This is a genomic window from Micromonospora sp. NPDC048835, from assembly GCF_040649995.1.
Lineage (GTDB): Bacteria > Actinomycetota > Actinomycetes > Mycobacteriales > Micromonosporaceae > Micromonospora.
On sequence record NZ_JBEZGM010000007.1, the window covers coordinates 1 to 18,902 of the forward strand.

Below are 18,902 nucleotides of genomic sequence, written 5' to 3' on the forward strand. Positions count from 1 at the left end.
CCCACCGGTCGCGCCCGCCGCTGGGCGGGGGGGGCCGGGCGGGGGGGGGTGGGGGGGGGGGGGGGGGTGGGTTCAGGTGGGGGTGGGGGTGGGTTCAGGTGGGGAGGGGGAGGTGGTGGGATGGCCAGCGGGTGCGGAGTCGGCGGTCGTGGCTGGCGATGACGATGGCGCCGGGGCCGGTGCTCAGGGCGTCCTCGAGTTCGTCGCAGAGCGTCGGTGAGAGGTGGTTCGTGGGTTCGTCGAGCAGGAGCAGCTCCGGCGGGTCGGCGACGAGCACCGCGAGAGCGAGCCGACGGCGCTGTCCGACGGACAGGGTGGCCACCGGGCGGTCCAGGTCCGCCGGGGCGAGCAGCCCGAGTGAGGACAGCGGTACGACAGTCGCCCGCTCCGGCCCGACGGCCGCGTCGAAGACCTGCCGGGCCGTCCGACGCGCATCGGCGAAGACGCTGTCCTGGGTGAGCAGTCCGATCCGCAGGCCCGGTCGTCGCCAGAGCGCCCCGGCACCGGTCAGGTGGCCGGCGAGCACGGCGAGCAGAGTCGACTTGCCGGCACCGTTGGGGCCGGTCACCAAGAGCCGGTCGCGACCCTTGAGCTCCAGGTGCGCCACCCGCAGTCGGCCCGCGACCTCCAGCCGGTCCGCCGTGACGATAACCTCGTCGCCGCCACCCACGCCATCACCGCCACCTACGCCGCCGCCACCCACGCCGTCGCCGCCACCCACGCCGTCGCCGTCGGTATCGGCGAGCACGGACACGCGGAAGCGCAACGGCTCCGGCGGCTCCGGAACGGGGTCACGCTCGATCGTCTCCAGTCGACGGGTGGCGTCGCGGACGCGACGGGAGACCTGGTTCTGGACCCGGCCGGCGGTGTGCCCGTACCCCATCTTCTCGCTGTCGCGCGGCGCACGGCCGTGCGCGACCTGGTGTCCGGTCACGGCGGCGGCCTCGCGCAGGTCGGCGAGGAGCACCTGCTCGTCGTCGTAGCGCCGGCGCCACCGTTGCGCCTCGGCCCGCTTCGCCGTCAGGTAGGCGGTGTAGCCGCCGCCGAAGCGGACCGGCCCGTCGAGCGCCGGGTCGAGGTCGAGGAGGTCGGTGCAGACCGCGTCCAGGAAGGCGCGGTCGTGACTGGCCAGCACGACCACCCCGGGCATGGTCCGCAGTTGGTCCTCGCAGAACGCCGCCGCCGCGTCGTCGAGGTGGTTGGTGGGCTCGTCGAGCAGCAGTGCGCCGGGCCGGCGGATCAGCATCGCCGCGAGGGCGAGGCGGCCACGTTGCCCGCCGGAGAGGGCGCCCACCGTCCGCTCGTGGGGCAGCCCGCCGAGGCCGAGGCCGTCGAGGACCGTGCGGGCCCGCCGGTCGGCGTCCCAGGCGTCGCGGTCCTGCGCCCGCTCCAGAACTTCGCCGTACGCGGCAAGCAGCCGGTCGTGCTGCTCGGTGCCGTGCGCCGGATCGGCGAGCGCGAGCGCGACCCCGATCCGGTCCAGCTCGGCGAGGTCGGCGCGAGCCTCACGCAGCGCGTCGTCGAGGACCGCGGCGATTGTCGTGGACGGCGGGAAGGGCAACTCCTGGTGCAGGAAGCCGACGTCGGGCGGGCGCGTGACGGTGCCGGAGTCGGGTACGTCGACGCCGGCCAGGACCCGCAGCAGGGTCGTCTTGCCGGTGCCGTTCTCACCGATCAGGCCGATCCGGTGGCCGGGCGCGGCGGTGAGGGAGACGCCGTCGAGGACGCGGCGGTCGCCGCGGACGCGTACGAGGTCATGGGCGATGAGGGCAGGTCGAACAGACATGGTGAACCTCGGAGAGCGGCGATCCGGGGCGCGCTTCGGCACCCCGGCGGGAGCAGGGCATGACGACGGGGCCGCGGCGACGGAGGCGCGGTCACGCGCCCGTCGGCGGCTGGTCCGGGTGCTCACCCGGAGATGTCGTCGTCACCTGCCACGTCTGCTCCGATCTCCGACAACTCGGCGGCAAGGATAACCCCGGTGGTTGCCTGCCGGCTCAGCTCCCGCCCGTGCTCGACGAGCTGTTGTCCGACGAGTTTCCCCGGCGGGACGTGTAGCGGCCCGCCCGTCGCCCGGCCCGGCCGCGACGCCCCAGCACGCCGATGATCACCAGGAGCAGCGCGGCGAAGAGCACGATGCCACCGCCGAGCAGTGCTGCCACCGTTGCCGCCGACATGACCGACCGTCCTCTCCAGCCCGTTCCGGTACGCCCGGGCGAACTGATCCTGACACGTCAGGCCGTCCGGGCACCTGCCCGCAGCGAGTCGATGGTGAGGTCGAGGACCGCTTCGAGGTGGTCGGTCCTTCCGGTGGACAGCAGCAGCAGCACGCCGCCCTGGATGCCGGCGAGCAGTGCCGCCGCGGTGCGGTCGGCGTCGATGTCCGGGGCGATGTCGCCGGTCGACTGCATGCGCCGCACGCCCTCGGCGATCGCCGTCTGCCAGCGCCACATGAGCCCGACCACGATCGCCTGCGCGCCCGGCGCCCGTCGCCCGGTCTGGCCGAGCAGACCGTTGAGGGGGCACTTCACACCCTGCGCCCGGTAGCGCTCGATCAGCCGGTCCCGCCACGCCAGCCAGGTTGGCCAGGTCGTGAGGTTGCTGAGCATCGGCTCCTGGTCGAGCAGGACCTGGTCGGCCTCGTGCTGGGCCACCGCCAGCAGCAATTCTTCCTTTCCGTCCGGAAAGTAGTGGAAGAGTTGGCCCTTGCTGGTGCCGGTGTGGGCCATCACGTCCTCGAGGCGTACCTCGTCGACGCCGCGCTCGCGGATCTCGGCGGCAGCGCCGACGACGATGCGCGCCCGGGTGGCCTCTCCCTTGCGGGTCAGTGCCCTTGTCATGAGACCTCCGTCACCACTGTTCCCCCCGTCCCTGCCGGTCCGACCCTAGCTCGGGTTTTGGACTTGCAGGTCCAATTTTGCCGAGCAAAGGTCTGGAAAACGGTCCGTTCGGGGCCGCCACGTGATCGAGAGGACGCGACGATGAACCACTACTACCTGCTCGGACGGTCCGGTCTGCGAGTGAGCCGGCTGGCGCTGGGCACCATGAACTTCGGTGTCGACGGTTTCCACGCGGCGTACGGCAAGACCGAGGAGGAGTCAGAGCCGATCTTCCGCAAATACCTTGAGTCGGGCGGGAACTTCATCGACACGGCGGACTTCTACACCGCCGGGGAGAGCGAGAAGATCCTCGGCCGCCTGATCGACCGGGCCGGCGTCCGCGAACGGCTCGTGCTCACCAGCAAGTTCACCAACACCGTCGACCCGAGCGACCCGAACGCGAGCGGCAACGGCCGCAAGCACATCATGCGGGCCGTGGAGGCGTCGCTGAGCCGACTCGGCACCGACTACATCGACCTGTACCTGCTGCACACCTGGGACCGGATCACCCCGGTCGAGGAGGTCGTGCACACCCTCGACGACCTGGTGCGGTCCGGCAAGATCCGGTACGCGGGCCTCTCCGACGTGCCGGCCTGGTACGCGACCCGTGCGCAGAGCTACGCCGAGGCGCACGGCCTGGCCCCGCTGATCAACCTGCAACTGCCGTACTCGCTTGTCAGTCGGGGCATCGAGGCGGAGTACGTGGCGATGGCCCAGACCATGGGCATGGGGCTCACCGCGTGGAGCCCGATCGCCAGTGGCCTGCTCAGCGGCAAGTACCGGCGCAGCGGCGACGGCCTGAGCGGGACCGGCCGGTTGACCACCCCCAACGCCGGGGGTCGGGAGATCAGCTCCAGCGACTGGCAGGTCATCGACGCCCTGGAGAGCGTCGCCGCCGACCTCGGCCGCAGCATGGCCCAGGTCGCTATCAACTGGGTCGCCACCCAACCCGCAGTGGCCTCGGTGATCATCGGTGCGAGCAGCGCCGAGCAGGTGGGCAGCAACTTCGAGGCGCTCGACTTCGAGATCCCGGCGGACGCCCGTCGCCGTCTCGACGAGGCCAGCGCTCCGCAGCTCGGGGTGCCCTACGTGATGTTCACCCCGCAGTACCAGTCCTGGGTGGTCAGCCCCGGCCTGGGCATCGGCGACAAGCCGGCCGGCTACGCCCCGCCGGTGTTCAACGCCGCCGCCCAGCCCACCGAGGAAGGAGCCTGAGATGGCACCGGACAACGATGCCCTGGTTCGTGAGTTCGTCGAGGCGTTCAACACCAGGGACGCGGACCGTCTGGTGCCCTACCTGCACCCCGACGTCGTGTTCCACGCGTACGGCGACGAGGAGGTACGCGGCCGGGACGCGGTCGTACAGGTGTGGCGCGGCGTCTTCGAGATGTTCGCGGAGATCCAGTTCGAGACCGTCCACCAGGCGGTCGACCGCGACGTCGTGATCGCCGAGCAGGTCCACGGCCTCGGCCTGCCGGGGCGGCCGGTGGCGCCGGTCATGAACATGGCGATCTACGAGATCCGTGACGGCAGGATCGCCGCCTGGCGCGACTACACCAACCCGCAGTACGCCAGCAAGCTCGTAAGCGGCTGACTCGACCACCCGCTCGTGGCTACGGAGCCGCATCGCGGGTTCGTAGCCACGGGTGTCTCGCTTCATCGACAGCAGCCCGGAGGAAGACATGTACGCCATCCGAATGCACGAGTACGGCGGACCCGAGGTGCTCCGGTACGAGCAGGCCCCGGTGCCCCTCCCCGGTCCCGGCGAAGTCCTGATCAAGGTCGCCGGCACGTCGTTCAACCCGGCCGACGCCATCATCCGAGCCGGAGTCCTGCACCAATCCCACCCCGTTCGGATGCCGCACATCCCTGGCACCGATGTCGCCGGCACGATCGTCGAACTCGGTCCGGACATCACCGGCCACGCGATCGGCGATCCGGTCATCGCGGCTCTGCCACGGCCGGCGGACGGCGCTGCCGGGGAGTTCACCCTCGCGCCGGCGGCGGACGTGGTGTCCGCGCCCACCAGCATCCCGCTCGCCGACGCCGCTGCCCTGCCGATCGCTGGGCTCACCGCCTGGCAGGGAATCAACGACCACCTGCGAGTACGGCCCGGCCAGCGCATCCTGATCAACGGCGCGGGCGGTGGCGTGGGCCGGTTGGCCGTGCAGTTCGCCAAGCTGGCGGGCGCCACAGTCGTCGCCGTGGCAGGCCCGGCCAGCATGACGGCGGCCCAGTCCGCCGGCGCCGACCAGATCCTGAACCACGCGGTCGACCGGCTGAGCGAGCCCGTCGACGCGGTGTTCAACACCGCGCCCATCGACGGCTCGGGCCTGAACCGTCTCGTTGCCCTCGTACGGCCGGGCGGCAGCCTCGTCTCCATCACGTCGTCCGCGTCGACAGATCGCGACCAGGCGATACGCGCCATGGTGATGACCTTCCGCCGCGACAGCGCCCAGCTCGGCGAGATCGCGCGTCGGGTGGACGCCGACGGGATCTCCGTGGGCGTCACGGAGCGTCTCCCGATCACCGAGATCGTCGACGTGCACCGCCGGCACGCGGCTGGCCGCCTCTCGGGCAAGGTGGTGCTCGGCCACTAGGGCCCTCGCGGCGACAGCACCACCGCGAAGGCCCCGTGCCCGCTGACCGGCCACCGCAACCGCTCCTGGTGACGGGTGCGACCGGTGGGAGCGCGCCCCGGTCAGTTCCGGTTCGCCACCGCCAGCAGCGCCGGGAGTGTCATGCCGAGCTGGCGCAGGATGTCGTCGTGGCTGCCCCCGGAGGAGACCCAGCCCTCGCCCGCGCTCACGCTGCACACCTCGCGGTCGGGCAGGAGCAGCGCCAGTGCCGCCGCGACGCTTCCGCCGGGCCGATGTTCCTCGACGACGACGAAGCGCTCCGCCTTCGGGCTGAGGTGTCGCGCCGCCTTGGCCAGGGCGCCCTGGTCCAGGTAACACAGGTGGGCGTGGGAGAGGGTCGGCTGCTCCGCGACGGCAAGCAGACTCAGCTCCGTACCCTTCTCACCGACGGAGACCAGACAGGTCTCGCCGTCGCCCTCGTGGTCCCAGGTCACGAAGTCCGGGGACGGGCGGTCGCCGGCCAGGCTCTCGTAGCCCTGGTTGCGCCCCAGTCGGATGTAGTGCGGACGGCCTTCCGCAAGGGCGTTGTGCAGCACCGCCCGGGTCTCGTCGGCGCCGTACGGCGCGGCGAGCGCGATGCCGGGCATGCTCTGGACCACGGCGAAGTCCTCCAGGCAGTGGTGCGTGGTGCCGAGCCACCCGCCGGACACCCCGGCGTAGGGCGCGACGATCGTCACCGGCGCGCCCAGGTAGCCGAGACCGAGTTTCATGCTCTCGCCGGCCCGCAGCACGGCGAAGGTGGCGAAGGTGCTGACGAAGGGCCGGTACCCCGCGCTGGCCAGCGACACCGCGATGTCGATCATCGCCGCCTCGGCGATGCCCAGGTTGAAGAACCGGTCCGGGTGGGCGTCCGCGAACGGATGCCGCTGTCCGCCCAGGTCGGCTTCCAGACACAGGATGCGGTCGTCCTGGCGGGCCATCTCGGTCAGCTCTCTGCGGTAGATCTCCCGCGAGGGGACCAGGGCGGCGCTCACCGCAGTGCCTGCGTCCATCGGTGTGCCTGTTCAGGCGACGCTGTGACGTAGTGCGAGCCGGCCCGGCCCTCGAGTTCGGCGATGCCCTTGGCCTTCATCGTCCGCGCGATGACGGCGAGTGGTCGGTCACCGCGGGTGTCGTGGGCGGCGAGTGTCTCGCTCAGTTGGGTCAGGTCGTGCCCGTCCACCTCGACTGCGGCGAACCCGAAGGCGCGGAACCTGTCGGCCAGGTGCGGCATGGCCGAGATGTCGTCGACCGCGCCGTCGTTCTGGTAACCGTTCCGGTCGACGACCACGATCAGGTTGCCCAGCCGCTGCGCTGCCGCGACCTGGCAGGCCTCCCAGGTGAGCCCCTCCTGGAGTTCACCGTCACCGACCACGGCCACCGCCGTCCCACCGTTCGCGCGTAGCCGGCAGGCCATGCTCCAGCCCACCGCGTACGCCAGGCCGTGGCCGAGGCTGCCGGTCGGGAAGCGGATGCCGCGGAGGGCGGGATTGGGGTGCCCGGTGAACGGGCTGCCGTCCCGTCCGTACTGCTCGGACGGGTCCTCGGGGAGGATTCCCGAGGCGTGCAGCGCCGCGTAGAGGCCGGCGGCGGCGTGCCCCTTGCTGAGGACGACCTCGGATTCGGGTACGCCGCTGACGAAGTCGATGGCCGCCACGAGTATGTCGATGACCGAGAGGCTGCCGCCGAGGTGGCAGCCGGTCGGGCCGGCCGCCATCCGGACCGCGAGTCGACGGGCATGTCGTGCCCGCGCACTCAGGTCGGTGTCGCTCGTGGCGCCGGCGTCGCCGCTGCGCAGTGTGGAGACGGTCACAGTGGACTCCCGGCGGTGAGCTGGTTGCCGTAGTAGGCCCCCGCGCCGTGCTTGCGGGTGAAGTGCCGGTCCAGCAACCACTGTGGCGCGGACGCCGCGGGGTTCAGCGACAGCGTCTTCAGGGCCATCTCGGCGACCGCCTCGCAGACGATCGCGTTCTCCACCGACTTGAGCGGGTCCGCCGCCCAGGTGAAGGGGCCGTGGTTGGCGGCGAGGGCGACCGGCCCGGCCAGCGCCTCGGCCTCTCCCCCGACCAGCTCGATGATCGCGCGGGCCGTGTTGAATTCGTAGTCACGCTCGCACTCGTCGGCCGTCAGGTCCCGGGTGACCCGGATCGGGCCGGCGAACGTGTCGGCGTGCGTGGTGCCGAGCACGGGCACGTCCCGGCGGGCCTGCGCGAAGGCGACGGCGTGCGTGGAGTGGGTGTGGGTCACCCCGCCGACCGACGACCACTGCAGGTAGAACGCGCGATGGGTCTCGCTGTCGACCGAGGGCCTGAGTGTCCCGGCGGTGACCCGACCTGTCTCCAGGTCCACCGGGACGAGGAGGTCGGCCGTGAGGTCCTGGTACGCCACACCGGACGGCTTGATCACATAGATGCCTGCCGCCCGGTCGACTCCGCTCACGTTGCCCCAGGTCAGCGCGGCAAGGCCGGCCTCGGGAATCATCTGGTTCGCGGCGAGGACCGCGTCGCGCAGGTCTGTCGATCCGGCCGTACTCATCGAAGGTGCTGCCTCTCAGGTCGGGGGTGCGGGTCGGCGGCGACGCGGAAGCCGATGTCGGCCGACCAGTAGTCCGCAGGTTCGTGGTGGCGGTACGCCGGCCGGCACATGTCGAAGAAGGAGTTCATGGCCCCACCCCGACACACCCGGTTGCCGTGCGCCGTGGCGTTGACCGGATCGACAGGCGGCGAGGTCTGGTAATAGGTGCTGTCGTACGTGTCGTAACACCACTCCCAAACATTTCCCAGCAGATCGCAGATGCCGGCGGAATTGGGGAGACGGGTGCCCACCGCGTGCACTCGGTCACCAGAGTTGTGACTGAACCAGGCCCCGTCCTCCAGGTTGTCCGGTACGTCCGGACAATCGATGCGGCAGGCCCCTTCCCATTCCGCCTCGGTGGGCAGCCGGCCGCCGATCCAGTCACAGAACATCGCCGCCTGGAACCACGTGACATTCACCACCGGAAGCTGGGGATCCAGGCCGACGACGTGGTCCGGCGCGTACTGCGCATACAGTTCGTTGGTCACGCAGGTGCGCATGATCGAGAAGGAGGAAATGGTGACCTCGTGGGATGGCGTCTCGCCGCAGTAAACCATCCGGGCCTGCTTTTCGCTGCCCATCGTGTAGGTCTTTCCCGGTACCGTGGCCAGCAGGGGGTCGAGTAGCTCACGCCGGCGGATCTGGCGGGCGAGCACCCGCTCGCGGCCGTAGCGGCTCGTCTCGGCCGCCCGGGTGGCCGTGTCAGACGTGGTCAAGAGTGCGTCCCCGTTCGTCGATGATGTCGATCTCCATCTCCGCGACCCGCCCCCCGTCCGCCACGGAGAACGCGCGGACCTGCGGATACTTGAGATTGCGCAGCACTATCAAGAGGTGCCAGAGCTGAGGCGACGGATGGAGGTCGACGTCCACGGTGGCCAGGAGACCCGGGTGGCGCTGATGGCTGTGGAAGACGCCGACCTCGTGCAGGCCCGCATCGCGGATGTGCCGGGCGACTCGCCAGGACTCCTCCGGGGTGGCCAGGAAACCGGCGTCGTCATGGTCGATGAAGTACTGACCGTACTTGATGAACTCCGCGCGCCAGTCATCTCGGACGTTGTCCTCGAAGAAGATGAAGTCGGTGGGCTTTCCATCTGGCTCATCGGCCAGAAAATAGCCGAAGGTCTTCCGAGGGAAGCGTTCTTCCACCGCCAGCAGAAAACGGTCGAGTAATTGGCGATCCAGCCGCAGTAGCTCTGTCACAAAACTGTCCTTCGATGCTGTGGCGCGGGCATGTTAACGTTCACAATATGTACCCGTCAATAGCAGGTCAGGTTTCACCCATCGACGTGGCGCAGTCGCTCGACCCACGATACCGGCGGAGTGTAGACGCTGCCACCGACGCCCGCGGCCCCACTTTCTGGACGTTTTCTGGCAGGACGAGCACCGGGTTCTTACCGGGTTGACACCCCACTCAGCACCATGCTAGAAAGACCATCGTCTACGCCCGTTTACCAGATGTTAACCTTCGGGCCACCGCCCGTCGGGGGGATCGCAAGTCCTGCACAACCGCTCATCGTCGCTGCCCGGGGGGAACCGCTCACGATGGCCATGTTCGGCGTTCCATTTTTCGGTCTGGCAAGCCGCCGGTCGGGTCCTCGACCGCCTCGCCGCAGACCCCGTCTCGTGCCCGCTACCTGGCCCGCCTCACTCGTGCACCGCGACGGGGGCCGGGGTGTCCGTTCGTGACCACCCGGACGGTCAACACCGAGCCCCTCGAGGCCGGCTCGCTACCTCCGGAGATGTTCGCTCGGGCGGTCGAGTACGTCTGCCACGAGCGCAACCTCTACCGCGTCTTCACCCACAGCTACGGGCTGCGGCACTTTCCCTTACTGCACCTCGACCGCTTCGCCTCCTGGCAACACTCGGCGGGGGTGGAACCGCTGGTCGCCCGATACAACGCGCTCGAGCCCTTTCTGGACGGCCACGTCCGGCAACGGGTGGTGACCGACCTGGACCACATCTTCGAGGTCCTCGGCGAACTGTTCGCCGCGGGCCACAAGGGCACGGTCAACATGTGGGTCACCTACCCCGACGGGTCGTCGTTCGTGACATCGGCCCTGCTCGAGGGCATGGACGACCAGGGGACCGTCTACTACACGAAGATCAACGAGACCACCAACGTGACCTGCCGTCCGCTGACCCGGGACACGTTCCTGAGCCTCCTGGATCCGGAGGACGGCCAGGTCGAGATCGATGTCCTTCGCCACTCGGCGGCGCTCGCGGAGATCGCGACGATGGACGGCGTCGACGCGATGCGCCGAATCTTCGGCGACCTTTACGGCTACCGCTGGCAGGGCAACGACCTCCACCTCGGCGCCCGCGAGGTGAGCCTCGACCTGGACGCGTTCGACGAACTGGCGGCAGACCTGCGACGCTCCGCCGAACAGATCCTCACCCCGGACGGCGTCCCGAAACAGCAGCAGTTCCGCCTGCACAAGCACATCCGCAACCGGTTCATGCCGATCCAGTTCTACCTCGCGCACGTCCAGGCCGACCCAGCGCTGGCGGCCGCCCTCATGCCGGGACTCCCGGCACGAGTGGACTCGGCGGTCGCCGCCATGGACGTGGCCCTCGGCGACGTCCTGAAATTCGCCAGCCTGCTCGTGCAGAAGCCGGTTCCGGCCATGCTCGAGCTGCACATCGCCGCGATCCTGCGCCTCCGGGATGTGCTGCCGGCCTACCAGAAGGTCAATCTCGACGTTCTACGTTCGGTCACGCGGTGAGGGCGGTGCCTGTTCCAGGGTAGGCGGGAACGCCCTCGCCTCGATCCCGCAAGCGTTGCCGGCAGAACCGCGGGAGACACCGCCTGCCGCGCGTAGACCTATTTGCTCGAACGTTACTGTCCATTGTGGAAATGCTCGATCGTGTGTCGACGTGGACACGCGGCGATCGACGCATCGGAATCAACGGCGATCCGATGCCCATTCCTCTCTCATTGCCGCCGCCCATCAGCGGTGGTCCGATCGTGGGAGCCTCGCATAGAAGCCGTGATCCTTGAGCGCCCTTTGCTCGACCGATTCGTCGAGGACGTGAGTCGGCGCTTCCCCGCCAAGCTCTTTGGGTTCTTCCTCTCCACCCGACGGTTCGGTCCGCCGACCGACTACATCATCATGGAAGAGAACATCCGGGACGAGTGGCTGACTGAATTCCACGCGTACGGAAACTATTACGTCGACCACGACGACGCCGGCTTCCTGTGCACCCCGGAGGAGACCTGGCGGGTCGAACGGACCATCCGGGACGCGGGCCTGGTCAAAGTCGGCGTCTTCCACAGCCACCAACGGCACCCGGCGATCCTGACGTCGGTGGACGTCGACTTCCACCCGTCCCCGGACCTGTGGCACCTGCTGGTCGTCCTTCGCAACCTCTCGTACCCGTTGGTCCGGACGTTCGAGGTCACCGAAGCCGGCCGGGTCACCGAACTGCCACACGTCGTCGTCGACGGGTCGGACCAGCCACAGGCGGTCGCATGAGAGCGCCCGCCACCGCCCGCCCGGCGTACCGGGACCTGGCCACGGTGAGCGACCCCACCGAGCTCGCCCGCCAGCTCGGCGCGATCTTCCAGCTGACCGACGACGGTACGCCGATCGTCACCGACGGCGAGACGCTGTCCCACGCGTTTCGGGCCGCCGCCCGCCTGCGGCCCGACGAGTACGCCGAGCTGACCGCAGCCTGGCTGCGGGCAGGTCGGCAGCGGCTGGCGGCGACGTGCCTCGCGAATCTGGTCCGGTTGCCCGGCGGCCCGTTCCTGATGGGCACCAGCTCCGGCACGACACCCGTCTACTGCGGCGAGGAGCCCGAGCACGAGGTCACCCTCGACGCCTTCGCGATCGGCCGGGTCCAGGTGACGAACTCGGTGTTCCGGCTGTTCCGGCCCGAGCACGCGCCCGGCGCCGAGCCCGACCTGCCGGTTGCCGACGTCACCTGGTACGACGCGCAGATGTTCTGCCGCTGGGCGGGGGTGCGCCTGCCGACCGAGGCGGAGTGGGAGTTCGCCAGCCGGGGTGGGCAACCGGATCCGTACGGCGACGTCGGCATGGAGAATCTCGGCGCCTACGCGTGGTGCAGCGAGAACTCGCAGGGTGACCTGCACCCGGTGGGCACCCGCAAGGCCAACGCGTACGGCCTGCATGATCTCTTCGGGAACGTGTGGGAGTGGTGCGCCGACTCCTATGCCGCCGACTTCTACCGGCGGTCCCCCGCCCGCAATCCCCGCAATGCCGAGGACACCGCCGAACGGGTGTGCCGCGGCGGCAGTCTGCACGCCTTCACCGACATGTGCCGCTGCGCGTTCCGCCACCACGAACCGGTGGACTACTGGGCCTACGACATCGGGTTCCGGATCGCCGCGGACCTCGGTTCCGACGAGCGGCCCGAGTCGACACACCACACCGAGGAGAGTTGACCTCCATGCTGACCCTGACGCTGCCCAACTTCATCTCCGACCTGGTCGCGAAGAACGGTACGACCAAATCCAGCAAGCTACGTGTGCCGGCCACCAGCGTCGCCGATCTGCACACCTACTTCACCACCTGCCACCCGGCGGCCGTGTCCCGCATCTTCGAAGCCGACGGTTCGGTCCGTAAGAACATCATTCTCGTGGTGAACGATGAGCTGGTCCACAATTCACAGTATTCGCAGATCACGTTCGACGACGGCGACGAACTCGCTCTGCTGATCCAGTTCGCCGGCGGATGACCGACGGCTCCGTCATCCGCCCGCACCGCTTACGTTAGGAAGTCACGTGACAAGTAACATCCGCGAGTTCGAAGCCTCGTCGCTTCCGCCGGACCTTTACGAACGCGCCATCGAGTACGTCTGCTACGAGCGCAACTTCTACTACATCTACACCGGGTCGTACGGCTTGGAAACGTTCCCGCTGGTCCATCTGGATCGTTTCCTCGGCTGGCGGCACGCCCTCGGCGCGGAGCCGCTGTACCCGTTGCACAACGGCCTGGCCGACCTGCTCGACACGTACGTGCGGGACAGTGGGAGCACCCCGGTGGCGGAATTCCGCGCCTCGCTGCACGACCTGTTCAGCCAGGGGCACAAGGTCTCGGTGAACATGTGGGTCACGCACACCGACGGCACCCCGTACGTCACGTCGGTGCTGCTCGAAGGGATGAACGAGTCGGGCACCGTCTACTTCACCAAGGTCAACGAGACGCTCAACCGGACGTGCTCGCCGCTGACCTTCGCGGAGCTGATGGAGAAGGTCGCCCCGGACGAGGACGGCACCATCGGTCTCACGGTCATCAAGCACTCGGACGTCATCCAGCGACTCGCCGGGCTCGCTCCGGCGGCGGCGTTCGACTACCTCTTCCACGACCTCTACGGTTACCGCTTCGCCGATGGCCAGCTGACCCGGCACGGTACGCCGGTCGTGGCCGACCAGAACGGCTTCGACGAGTTGCTGGCCCACCTGGACAGCCACGAGGACGACGTCCTGGTCGACGGTGCCGTGCCGAAGCAGCAGCAGTTCCGACTCAACAAGCACGTCCGCAACCGGTTCGCCCCGATCCAGTTCTACCTCGACTACGTGCTGACCACACCGGACCTTGCCGCGTCGCTGTCGGACGAACTGGTCGCCCGTACGCGGGCGGAGATGAGTGGTGTGGATCGGGCGTTGAACGACGTGCAGAAGTTCGCGAGCCTGCTCGTGCAGCGCCCCGAGTCCCGGATCTACCGGATGTACGTCGACTCGGTTCGTGCGCTGCGTTCGCTCCTGCCCGCCTACCAGCAGGTCAACATGGACGTGCTCGCGGCACTGGCGGCCGGGGGCAGCGAGCAGGCCGTGGAGACCGACTGGATCCCGCGTCTGTTCGCCGGCTACCTCCCGGACGACGTCATCGCCAAGGTCACCGGCGACTATGCGGCACACCGGGACGTGCCGCTCACCCAACTCGGGCTCGACTCGATGGCGGTGATGGGGTTGGTCCTGAACCTGGAGCAGATCTTCGGCCTCCAGATCGACTACGCCACCTTCGACATCGCCACCCTGCGCACGATGGGTTCCATCGAGCAGTACCTGGCCGAGGCGCGGGCCGGGGCCAACGCATGATCATTCCGGTGTCCCGGGCGGTGACCAACCCCGCCGTGCAGCACACGCTGCGTACCCAGGTGCTCTACCACTTCCCGGCAGCCTCTTCGGTCTCGTTCACGCCGGAGCAGGTCGTCGTGGAGTCGGCTGCGACGGACCTCTCGGAGGAGGCCGTGTCGGCGCTTGTCAACGAGGTCGCCGACACGTTCGCCGTGCTGCCGGCCGTACCCACGCGGGTCTACTACGACTCGGGTGACCCGCCGCAGGGCCGGGTGGCCCGGCACGACCAGGCAGCGTTCGACGCGGCGGCACGCCAGCTCGCCGCCGAGCTGGACGAGGCCCGCAGCCTGCCGCCGCGCCGCGCGCTTGCCGCGCGGCGCAGCCCCGCCGGCCGTGGTCTCAACCTCTACGGCCATGAGATCGCGGCGCTGTCGCGTGGGATCGACCAGTTCATCCGGCGCTTCTACCAGTACGCCTACCGCGCCCAGGAGCTTCGGGTTCCCTCGATGCTGCCGACCGCGGTGATCGACCGTGCGGGATATTTCGACACCGCCCGGCAGCACCTGAGCTTCGTCAGCCCGCTGAACCCGGCGCCGGAGACCTTCGCGGGTTTCCTGCCGTACTGGAAGGAGCACGGCGGCAACGGCACTCGGCGCGACGACGGTCTGCGGGACTTCCTCAGCACACCGGGCGAGGTGCTCAACCCGGCCATGTGCCTGCACTGCTACCCCCTCGTCGCGGACACCGAGATCCCGGTCGGTGAGCCGGCCGTGTTCACACTCGCCGGTGCGTGCTTCCGGGACGAGTCGGGGAACCTCAACCACGACAACCGACTGCGCGAGTTCCTGATGCGGGAGGCGGTCTTCGTCGGCGACGAGCACGCGCTTGAGCAGGCGCACGGCGAGATGGTGGACTTCGTGGTGGCGATGGCCACGTTGTTCGGGTTGGACTTCCGGATGGAGAGCGCGAACGACATCTTCTTCAACGACGGGGCACCCCAGCGCCTGTTCTCGCAGCTCGTGTCGGACAACAAGATCGAGTTGATGGTCCGAGGGCTGCCGGACGGCGCGCCGATGGCCGCGGCTTCCGTCAACAGGCACCAGGCCCACTTCACCATCCCGTTCGGCACGGCCAGCGGTGGCCGGCCGGCCCTGTCGATCTGCGGTGGGTTCGGTGTCGACCGGCTCGTGCTGGCACTCGTCCAACGGGCGGCCGAGCAGGAGACCGACCTGCTGGCGATGCTGTCGGAGTCGGTCACCGACCACCTCACCGTCCGGGCGGCTCCCGCATGAGGCGCAAGGTCGTCTGCGTCGAGACTCCGGACTTCTTCCTCGACGAGATGGAACGCATCGCCGCCGAGGAGGGCGACGAGATCTGGGTGCTGTCGCCGGAGGGGCGGCACCGCGATCGTCCGCGCGCCATCCTGGTCGACCCCAGGACCGAGCACGACCGTGCCGTGCGGGAGCTGACCCGGCTCATCGGCCAGCCGGACGCCGTGCTGACCACCCAGGAGATGTTCCTGACGCAGGCGTCGGCGATCGCCGACGCCTGCACCGTGGCGCGTACTCCACCGGCCGCGGTGGCCGCGTCGCGGGACAAGGCGCGGATGAAGGAGATCTGGCTCGCCGCGGGCGTACGAACGCCCCGAGGGATCTTCCGCAACGCCTTCGGTGGCCCGGACCTCGCCCTCGACGGCCTCGAGTTCCCGCTGATCGCCAAGCCCTCCCAGGGCTTCGCGAGTTGCGGTGTGCGAAAGGTGACCACGCGGGCCGAGTTGGACGAGCACCTGCGCAAGATCTTCCTGGTGAACTCGACAGTGGTGGCCAAGGAGCGCCTGGACAACACCGGGTTCCTGATCGAGGAGTACGTGGACGGGCCGGAGTACTCCATCGACACGGTCTGGTTCGACGGCGAACCACTCTGCGACGGGATCCTCACCAAGGGCAACGCGCCCGGCCCCTACTATCCCGACCGGCTCTACTACATGGACCCCCATCTTCCGACCGCTCGGGCCGACCGGATCAGGGAGATCTCGTACCGGGCGGTGCGGGCGCTCGGCGTCACCAACGGCGCCACCCACACGGAGGTGCGGTTCCGTGACGACGAACCGTTCGTCCTGGAGACCACCAACCGGCCTGGCGCGGGTGGGCTGTTCTACCAGCTCTTCACCAGCGCCTCCGGGGTCGACTTCCACCGCCTGTACTACCTGGCCGCCACCTGTGCCGACAGCGCGGAACTGCGGGCACGCGCGGGCGGCCTGACGCCGAAAGCAGTACCCGACAACGAGTACCCGTTCTGGTACAACCTGCCGCACCGCGGCAGTGGTGTCATCCGCGGAATCAGCGGCCTGGAGCGGCTGTCCGCACGGGACGAGATCGACCGCTGCCTCAGTTACAAGCAGCCCGGTGGCGTGCTCTACCCGGAAGGGCTGGAGGCCGACTACTTCGTCTCCGTGCTCGGTGTCTACCGGCCCGGGCCGACGGACCCACCGATCGCCGACCACGTCCGGCGGTACGACGACATGATCGAGGTTACGTTTTGACGACCGTATCGCCCGGCACGGCGACGGAGACCGTCGACCGCCGACCACTGTGGAACCGGGACTTCGTCACGGTGGCCATCAGCAATCTGGTGTCCCGTGCCGGCACCGTGGTCTTCGACGTCGTCCTGGCCTGGTGGTTGGTCCGGGAGACCGGTGCCACGGTCGCGGCGGGTTATGTGCTCGCGGCGTCCACGCTGCCGATCGCCCTGCTCAGCCCACTGAGCGGCGTCCTGGTGGACCGTTGGAACAAGAAGTGGGTGCTCGTCGTCACCGATGCGGTCAGTGCGATCGCCGCTGGCGCGGTGGCCGTGATGGCGTATCAGGACGTGGTCCACATACCCGCCCTCGTGCTGTGCGCGGCCGTCCTGGGCGCGTGCACCTCACTGTTCAAACCGGCCGTCCGGTCCATCGTTCCGGCCCTGGTCGCCAAGGATCGCCTCACCAAGGCAAACGCGCTGACCACGAACTTCGCCGAGACGACGAAGGTGGTGGGCCCGCTGCTCGGCGCCGCTCTCATCGCGGTTCCGGCTGTCGGCATCGCGGGTGCGCTGCTGGTGAACGCCGCCTCGTTCGCCGTCTCGGCGCTGGCGCAGGCATTCATCGGCTTCCGGCCGGCGGCGCGCACCGCGCGGGACGAGTCCGTGTGGGACGGCCTGCGCGCTGGGTTGCGGTACCTCGGTCGCCGACGTCTCGTCCGCAGTCTGCTGTTGCTCTGCGGTCTGGTGAACTTCTTCCTGGTGTCGTTCACCATCCTGCTCCCGCTGTACGTCAGCGAGGTGCTGCACGCAGGCAGTGGCGCCTATTCGGCCGTCCTGACCGCCGAGGCACTCGGTGGTGTGGCGATCACGGTCTTCTTCCTCGCCAGGCGTGACGTGACACCGAAACCGGCTCTGCTGGCCTGGTACATCGTCGCGGCCGGCGCGGCGCTCGCCCTGATCCCGCTGGTGCCCTCGCTCGCCGTGCTGATCGCGCTCGCCTTCGTCCAGGGCGCCGTGATGGGGGCGTTCAACACGTACTTCTTCACCTACGTCCAACAGGTCGTCGACCCGGCGTACATGGGCCGGGTGTTCGCTCTGGTCTACATGATCGCGGTAGCCGTGATGCCGGTCTCCTACCTGGTCTTCGGCTACCTGGGCAGCCACATCATCGGCGTGGCCTTCGTCTACGTCGGTATCGGCACCATCGTCACCGCCCTGCCCTTCCTGCGGATGCGCGACGAGGACGCCGCGGATCGGCCAGAGGTCCGCGCCTCGTCCTGAGAGCCGTCCCGGTCGCCGCCAGCCGGGCGGCGACCGGGCTCGGGCTACTGACTGGCGGTGTGGGCGAGCGCGTCGTCGACCGCGCCCTCGTAGAGCGCCACGTACCGCCGGAGCAGCTCGCCGCCCTCGGCGCCGAGGGCGGCGAGGCTGAGCGTGTTGTGGCCGACGCCCAACCCCTGCGGCAGGGTGCAGACCCCCAGCGGGAGCGCGTTCGCGTCGGCGATCCGCCGCGGCACGTCGACCGCCGCCTCGAGGTCCACCACGCCGTCGAGCGGACTGGTCACGACCGCCACGGCCCGCAGGCCGGTCTTCCGGGGCGGGTTCGGCAGGGTACGCGCGATCGTCAGGTACTGGGTGACCGCGGCGAGGGAGTAGCCGCGCGACGTCACCCGGTCCGGCAGGAGGCGGCGTCCGTACAGCAGGATGAGCGGCCGGACCGCCCAGGCCGGGGCCTGCCGAGGGTTCGGGCCGAAGAACGGCGACAGCACCAGCAGACGGCGTACGGCACTGCCCGGCAGTTGGGTCAGCCAGGTGGCGAGCACCGCGCCGCCGGAGATCCCCACGACGCCCACCTCGTGACCCAGCCCCGTCGCCACCCGCAGGGCATCCTCGGCGTACGTCGTCAGTGCGCCGGCCTCGACCCGGTGGTGCGCCTGCCGGTCGACGTGTCCGTGCTGGGGTGCCCGCGGGACCCAGACGTTGTACCCCCGGTCGAAGAACTCCTGAGCCAGGTCCTCGTACTGTTCGGGCGCGAGGGTGTACCCGTGCAACAGCAGCACGACCCGCTCGGTCCGGACACCGTGGCTCAGGAGGCGGCTGCGCGACTCCGGCCGTACCTCGGGATCAGCCGTCTCGGCGGCGATGACAGCCTCGGCGGCCCGGACGGCCGTGTCGAAGTCGTGCGGCTGCGGCATGGTCAGATGCTGGCAGGAACAGTGGTCGGTGCCGACCGAAGGGTGGGCCCGGGTGACCGGGCGCCCCCCACACCCC

General features: G+C 69.3%; 20 protein-coding genes. 11 read left to right on the forward strand and 9 right to left on the reverse strand.

The window, feature by feature from the left end:
* Nucleotides 1–94 precede the first annotated feature (94 nt).
* From AB0C15_RS10580 to AB0C15_RS10590, 3 genes are all read right to left on the reverse strand, one after another.
* Nucleotides 95–1,786 carry an ABC-F family ATP-binding cassette domain-containing protein gene (locus AB0C15_RS10580; protein WP_357350852.1) on the reverse strand — a complete coding sequence of 564 codons (1,692 nt, stop codon included), beginning with the start codon at nucleotides 1,784–1,786 and terminating at the stop codon, nucleotides 95–97.
* Nucleotides 1,787–1,997: 211 nt separating this feature from the next.
* A complete protein-coding gene (locus AB0C15_RS10585) occupies nucleotides 1,998–2,177 on the reverse strand; it encodes a hypothetical protein (protein ID WP_357350854.1) in 180 nt (59 codons plus the stop codon).
* A 57-nt stretch (nucleotides 2,178–2,234) separates the two neighbouring features.
* Nucleotides 2,235–2,840 carry a TetR/AcrR family transcriptional regulator gene (locus tag AB0C15_RS10590; protein ID WP_357350856.1) on the reverse strand — a complete coding sequence of 202 codons (606 nt, stop codon included), beginning with the start codon at nucleotides 2,838–2,840 and terminating at the stop codon, nucleotides 2,235–2,237.
* Between the two features lie 141 nt (nucleotides 2,841–2,981).
* On the opposite strand from AB0C15_RS10590, the gene AB0C15_RS10595 reads away from it, so the two are divergent.
* From AB0C15_RS10595 to AB0C15_RS10605, 3 genes are all read left to right on the forward strand, one after another.
* Entirely contained in the window at nucleotides 2,982–4,094 is a 1,113-nt protein-coding gene (locus AB0C15_RS10595; protein WP_357350858.1) for an aldo/keto reductase, read from the forward strand.
* A gap of 1 nt (nucleotide 4,095) precedes the next feature.
* A complete protein-coding gene (locus tag AB0C15_RS10600; protein WP_357350860.1) occupies nucleotides 4,096–4,473 on the forward strand; it encodes a nuclear transport factor 2 family protein in 378 nt (125 codons plus the stop codon).
* Between the two features lie 88 nt (nucleotides 4,474–4,561).
* Nucleotides 4,562–5,479, forward strand: coding sequence for an NADP-dependent oxidoreductase (locus AB0C15_RS10605; RefSeq protein ID WP_357350862.1), 918 nt, complete (start codon nucleotides 4,562–4,564; stop codon nucleotides 5,477–5,479).
* A 101-nt stretch (nucleotides 5,480–5,580) separates the two neighbouring features.
* On the opposite strand, the gene AB0C15_RS10610 is transcribed toward AB0C15_RS10605, so the two are convergent.
* Genes AB0C15_RS10610 through AB0C15_RS10630 form a run of 5 tightly spaced genes read right to left on the reverse strand, consistent with a single transcriptional unit; the run spans nucleotide 5,581 to nucleotide 9,271 of the window.
* On the reverse strand, nucleotides 5,581–6,510 hold the full coding sequence (locus AB0C15_RS10610; protein ID WP_357350863.1) for a transketolase: 930 nt from the start codon (nucleotides 6,508–6,510) through the stop codon (nucleotides 5,581–5,583).
* On the reverse strand, nucleotides 6,489–7,310 hold the full coding sequence (locus tag AB0C15_RS10615) for a 1-deoxy-D-xylulose-5-phosphate synthase N-terminal domain-containing protein (RefSeq protein ID WP_357350865.1): 822 nt from the start codon (nucleotides 7,308–7,310) through the stop codon (nucleotides 6,489–6,491). Before AB0C15_RS10615 ends, AB0C15_RS10610 begins: the two co-directional genes overlap by 22 nt.
* Entirely contained in the window at nucleotides 7,307–8,032 is a 726-nt protein-coding gene (gene araD / locus AB0C15_RS10620) for an L-ribulose-5-phosphate 4-epimerase AraD (RefSeq protein WP_357350867.1), read from the reverse strand. The genes AB0C15_RS10615 and araD overlap by 4 nt, the downstream gene beginning before the upstream one ends.
* Nucleotides 8,029–8,787 carry a formylglycine-generating enzyme family protein gene (locus tag AB0C15_RS10625; protein WP_357350869.1) on the reverse strand — a complete coding sequence of 253 codons (759 nt, stop codon included), beginning with the start codon at nucleotides 8,785–8,787 and terminating at the stop codon, nucleotides 8,029–8,031. Before AB0C15_RS10625 ends, araD begins: the two co-directional genes overlap by 4 nt.
* Nucleotides 8,774–9,271 (reverse strand): hypothetical protein, encoded by a 498-nt coding sequence (locus AB0C15_RS10630; protein WP_357350871.1) that lies wholly within the window; start codon nucleotides 9,269–9,271, stop codon nucleotides 8,774–8,776. The genes AB0C15_RS10625 and AB0C15_RS10630 overlap by 14 nt, the downstream gene beginning before the upstream one ends.
* Before the next feature lie 482 nt (nucleotides 9,272–9,753).
* Between AB0C15_RS10630 and AB0C15_RS10635 the strand changes: the two genes are divergently transcribed.
* The 8 genes from AB0C15_RS10635 to AB0C15_RS10670 all read left to right on the forward strand — a co-directional run bounded on the left by AB0C15_RS10635 (nucleotide 9,754) and on the right by AB0C15_RS10670 (nucleotide 17,912).
* Nucleotides 9,754–10,794: a hypothetical protein gene (locus tag AB0C15_RS10635; RefSeq protein ID WP_357350873.1), complete on the forward strand. Its 1,041-nt coding sequence runs from the start codon at nucleotides 9,754–9,756 to the stop codon at nucleotides 10,792–10,794.
* A gap of 264 nt (nucleotides 10,795–11,058) precedes the next feature.
* Nucleotides 11,059–11,544, forward strand: a complete 486-nt coding sequence (locus tag AB0C15_RS10640; RefSeq protein WP_357350875.1) for a hypothetical protein — start codon at nucleotides 11,059–11,061, stop codon at nucleotides 11,542–11,544.
* Nucleotides 11,541–12,476, forward strand: coding sequence for an SUMF1/EgtB/PvdO family nonheme iron enzyme (locus tag AB0C15_RS10645; RefSeq protein WP_357350877.1), 936 nt, complete (start codon nucleotides 11,541–11,543; stop codon nucleotides 12,474–12,476). The genes AB0C15_RS10640 and AB0C15_RS10645 overlap by 4 nt, the downstream gene beginning before the upstream one ends.
* Before the next feature lie 5 nt (nucleotides 12,477–12,481).
* Nucleotides 12,482–12,769: a MoaD/ThiS family protein gene (locus AB0C15_RS10650; protein ID WP_357350879.1), complete on the forward strand. Its 288-nt coding sequence runs from the start codon at nucleotides 12,482–12,484 to the stop codon at nucleotides 12,767–12,769.
* 46 nt (nucleotides 12,770–12,815) lie between these two features.
* Nucleotides 12,816–14,132 (forward strand): acyl carrier protein, encoded by a 1,317-nt coding sequence (locus AB0C15_RS10655; RefSeq protein WP_357350881.1) that lies wholly within the window; start codon nucleotides 12,816–12,818, stop codon nucleotides 14,130–14,132.
* Between the two features lie 8 nt (nucleotides 14,133–14,140).
* Nucleotides 14,141–15,403 (forward strand): hypothetical protein, encoded by a 1,263-nt coding sequence (locus AB0C15_RS10660; protein WP_357350883.1) that lies wholly within the window; start codon nucleotides 14,141–14,143, stop codon nucleotides 15,401–15,403.
* Nucleotides 15,400–16,653, forward strand: coding sequence for an ATP-grasp domain-containing protein (locus AB0C15_RS10665; RefSeq protein ID WP_357350884.1), 1,254 nt, complete (start codon nucleotides 15,400–15,402; stop codon nucleotides 16,651–16,653). The genes AB0C15_RS10660 and AB0C15_RS10665 overlap by 4 nt, the downstream gene beginning before the upstream one ends.
* Nucleotides 16,650–17,912, forward strand: a complete 1,263-nt coding sequence (locus tag AB0C15_RS10670; RefSeq protein ID WP_357350886.1) for an MFS transporter — start codon at nucleotides 16,650–16,652, stop codon at nucleotides 17,910–17,912. Before AB0C15_RS10665 ends, AB0C15_RS10670 begins: the two co-directional genes overlap by 4 nt.
* A gap of 44 nt (nucleotides 17,913–17,956) precedes the next feature.
* On the opposite strand, the gene AB0C15_RS10675 is transcribed toward AB0C15_RS10670, so the two are convergent.
* On the reverse strand, nucleotides 17,957–18,826 hold the full coding sequence (locus tag AB0C15_RS10675) for an alpha/beta fold hydrolase (RefSeq protein ID WP_357350888.1): 870 nt from the start codon (nucleotides 18,824–18,826) through the stop codon (nucleotides 17,957–17,959).
* Nucleotides 18,827–18,902 lie beyond the last annotated feature (76 nt).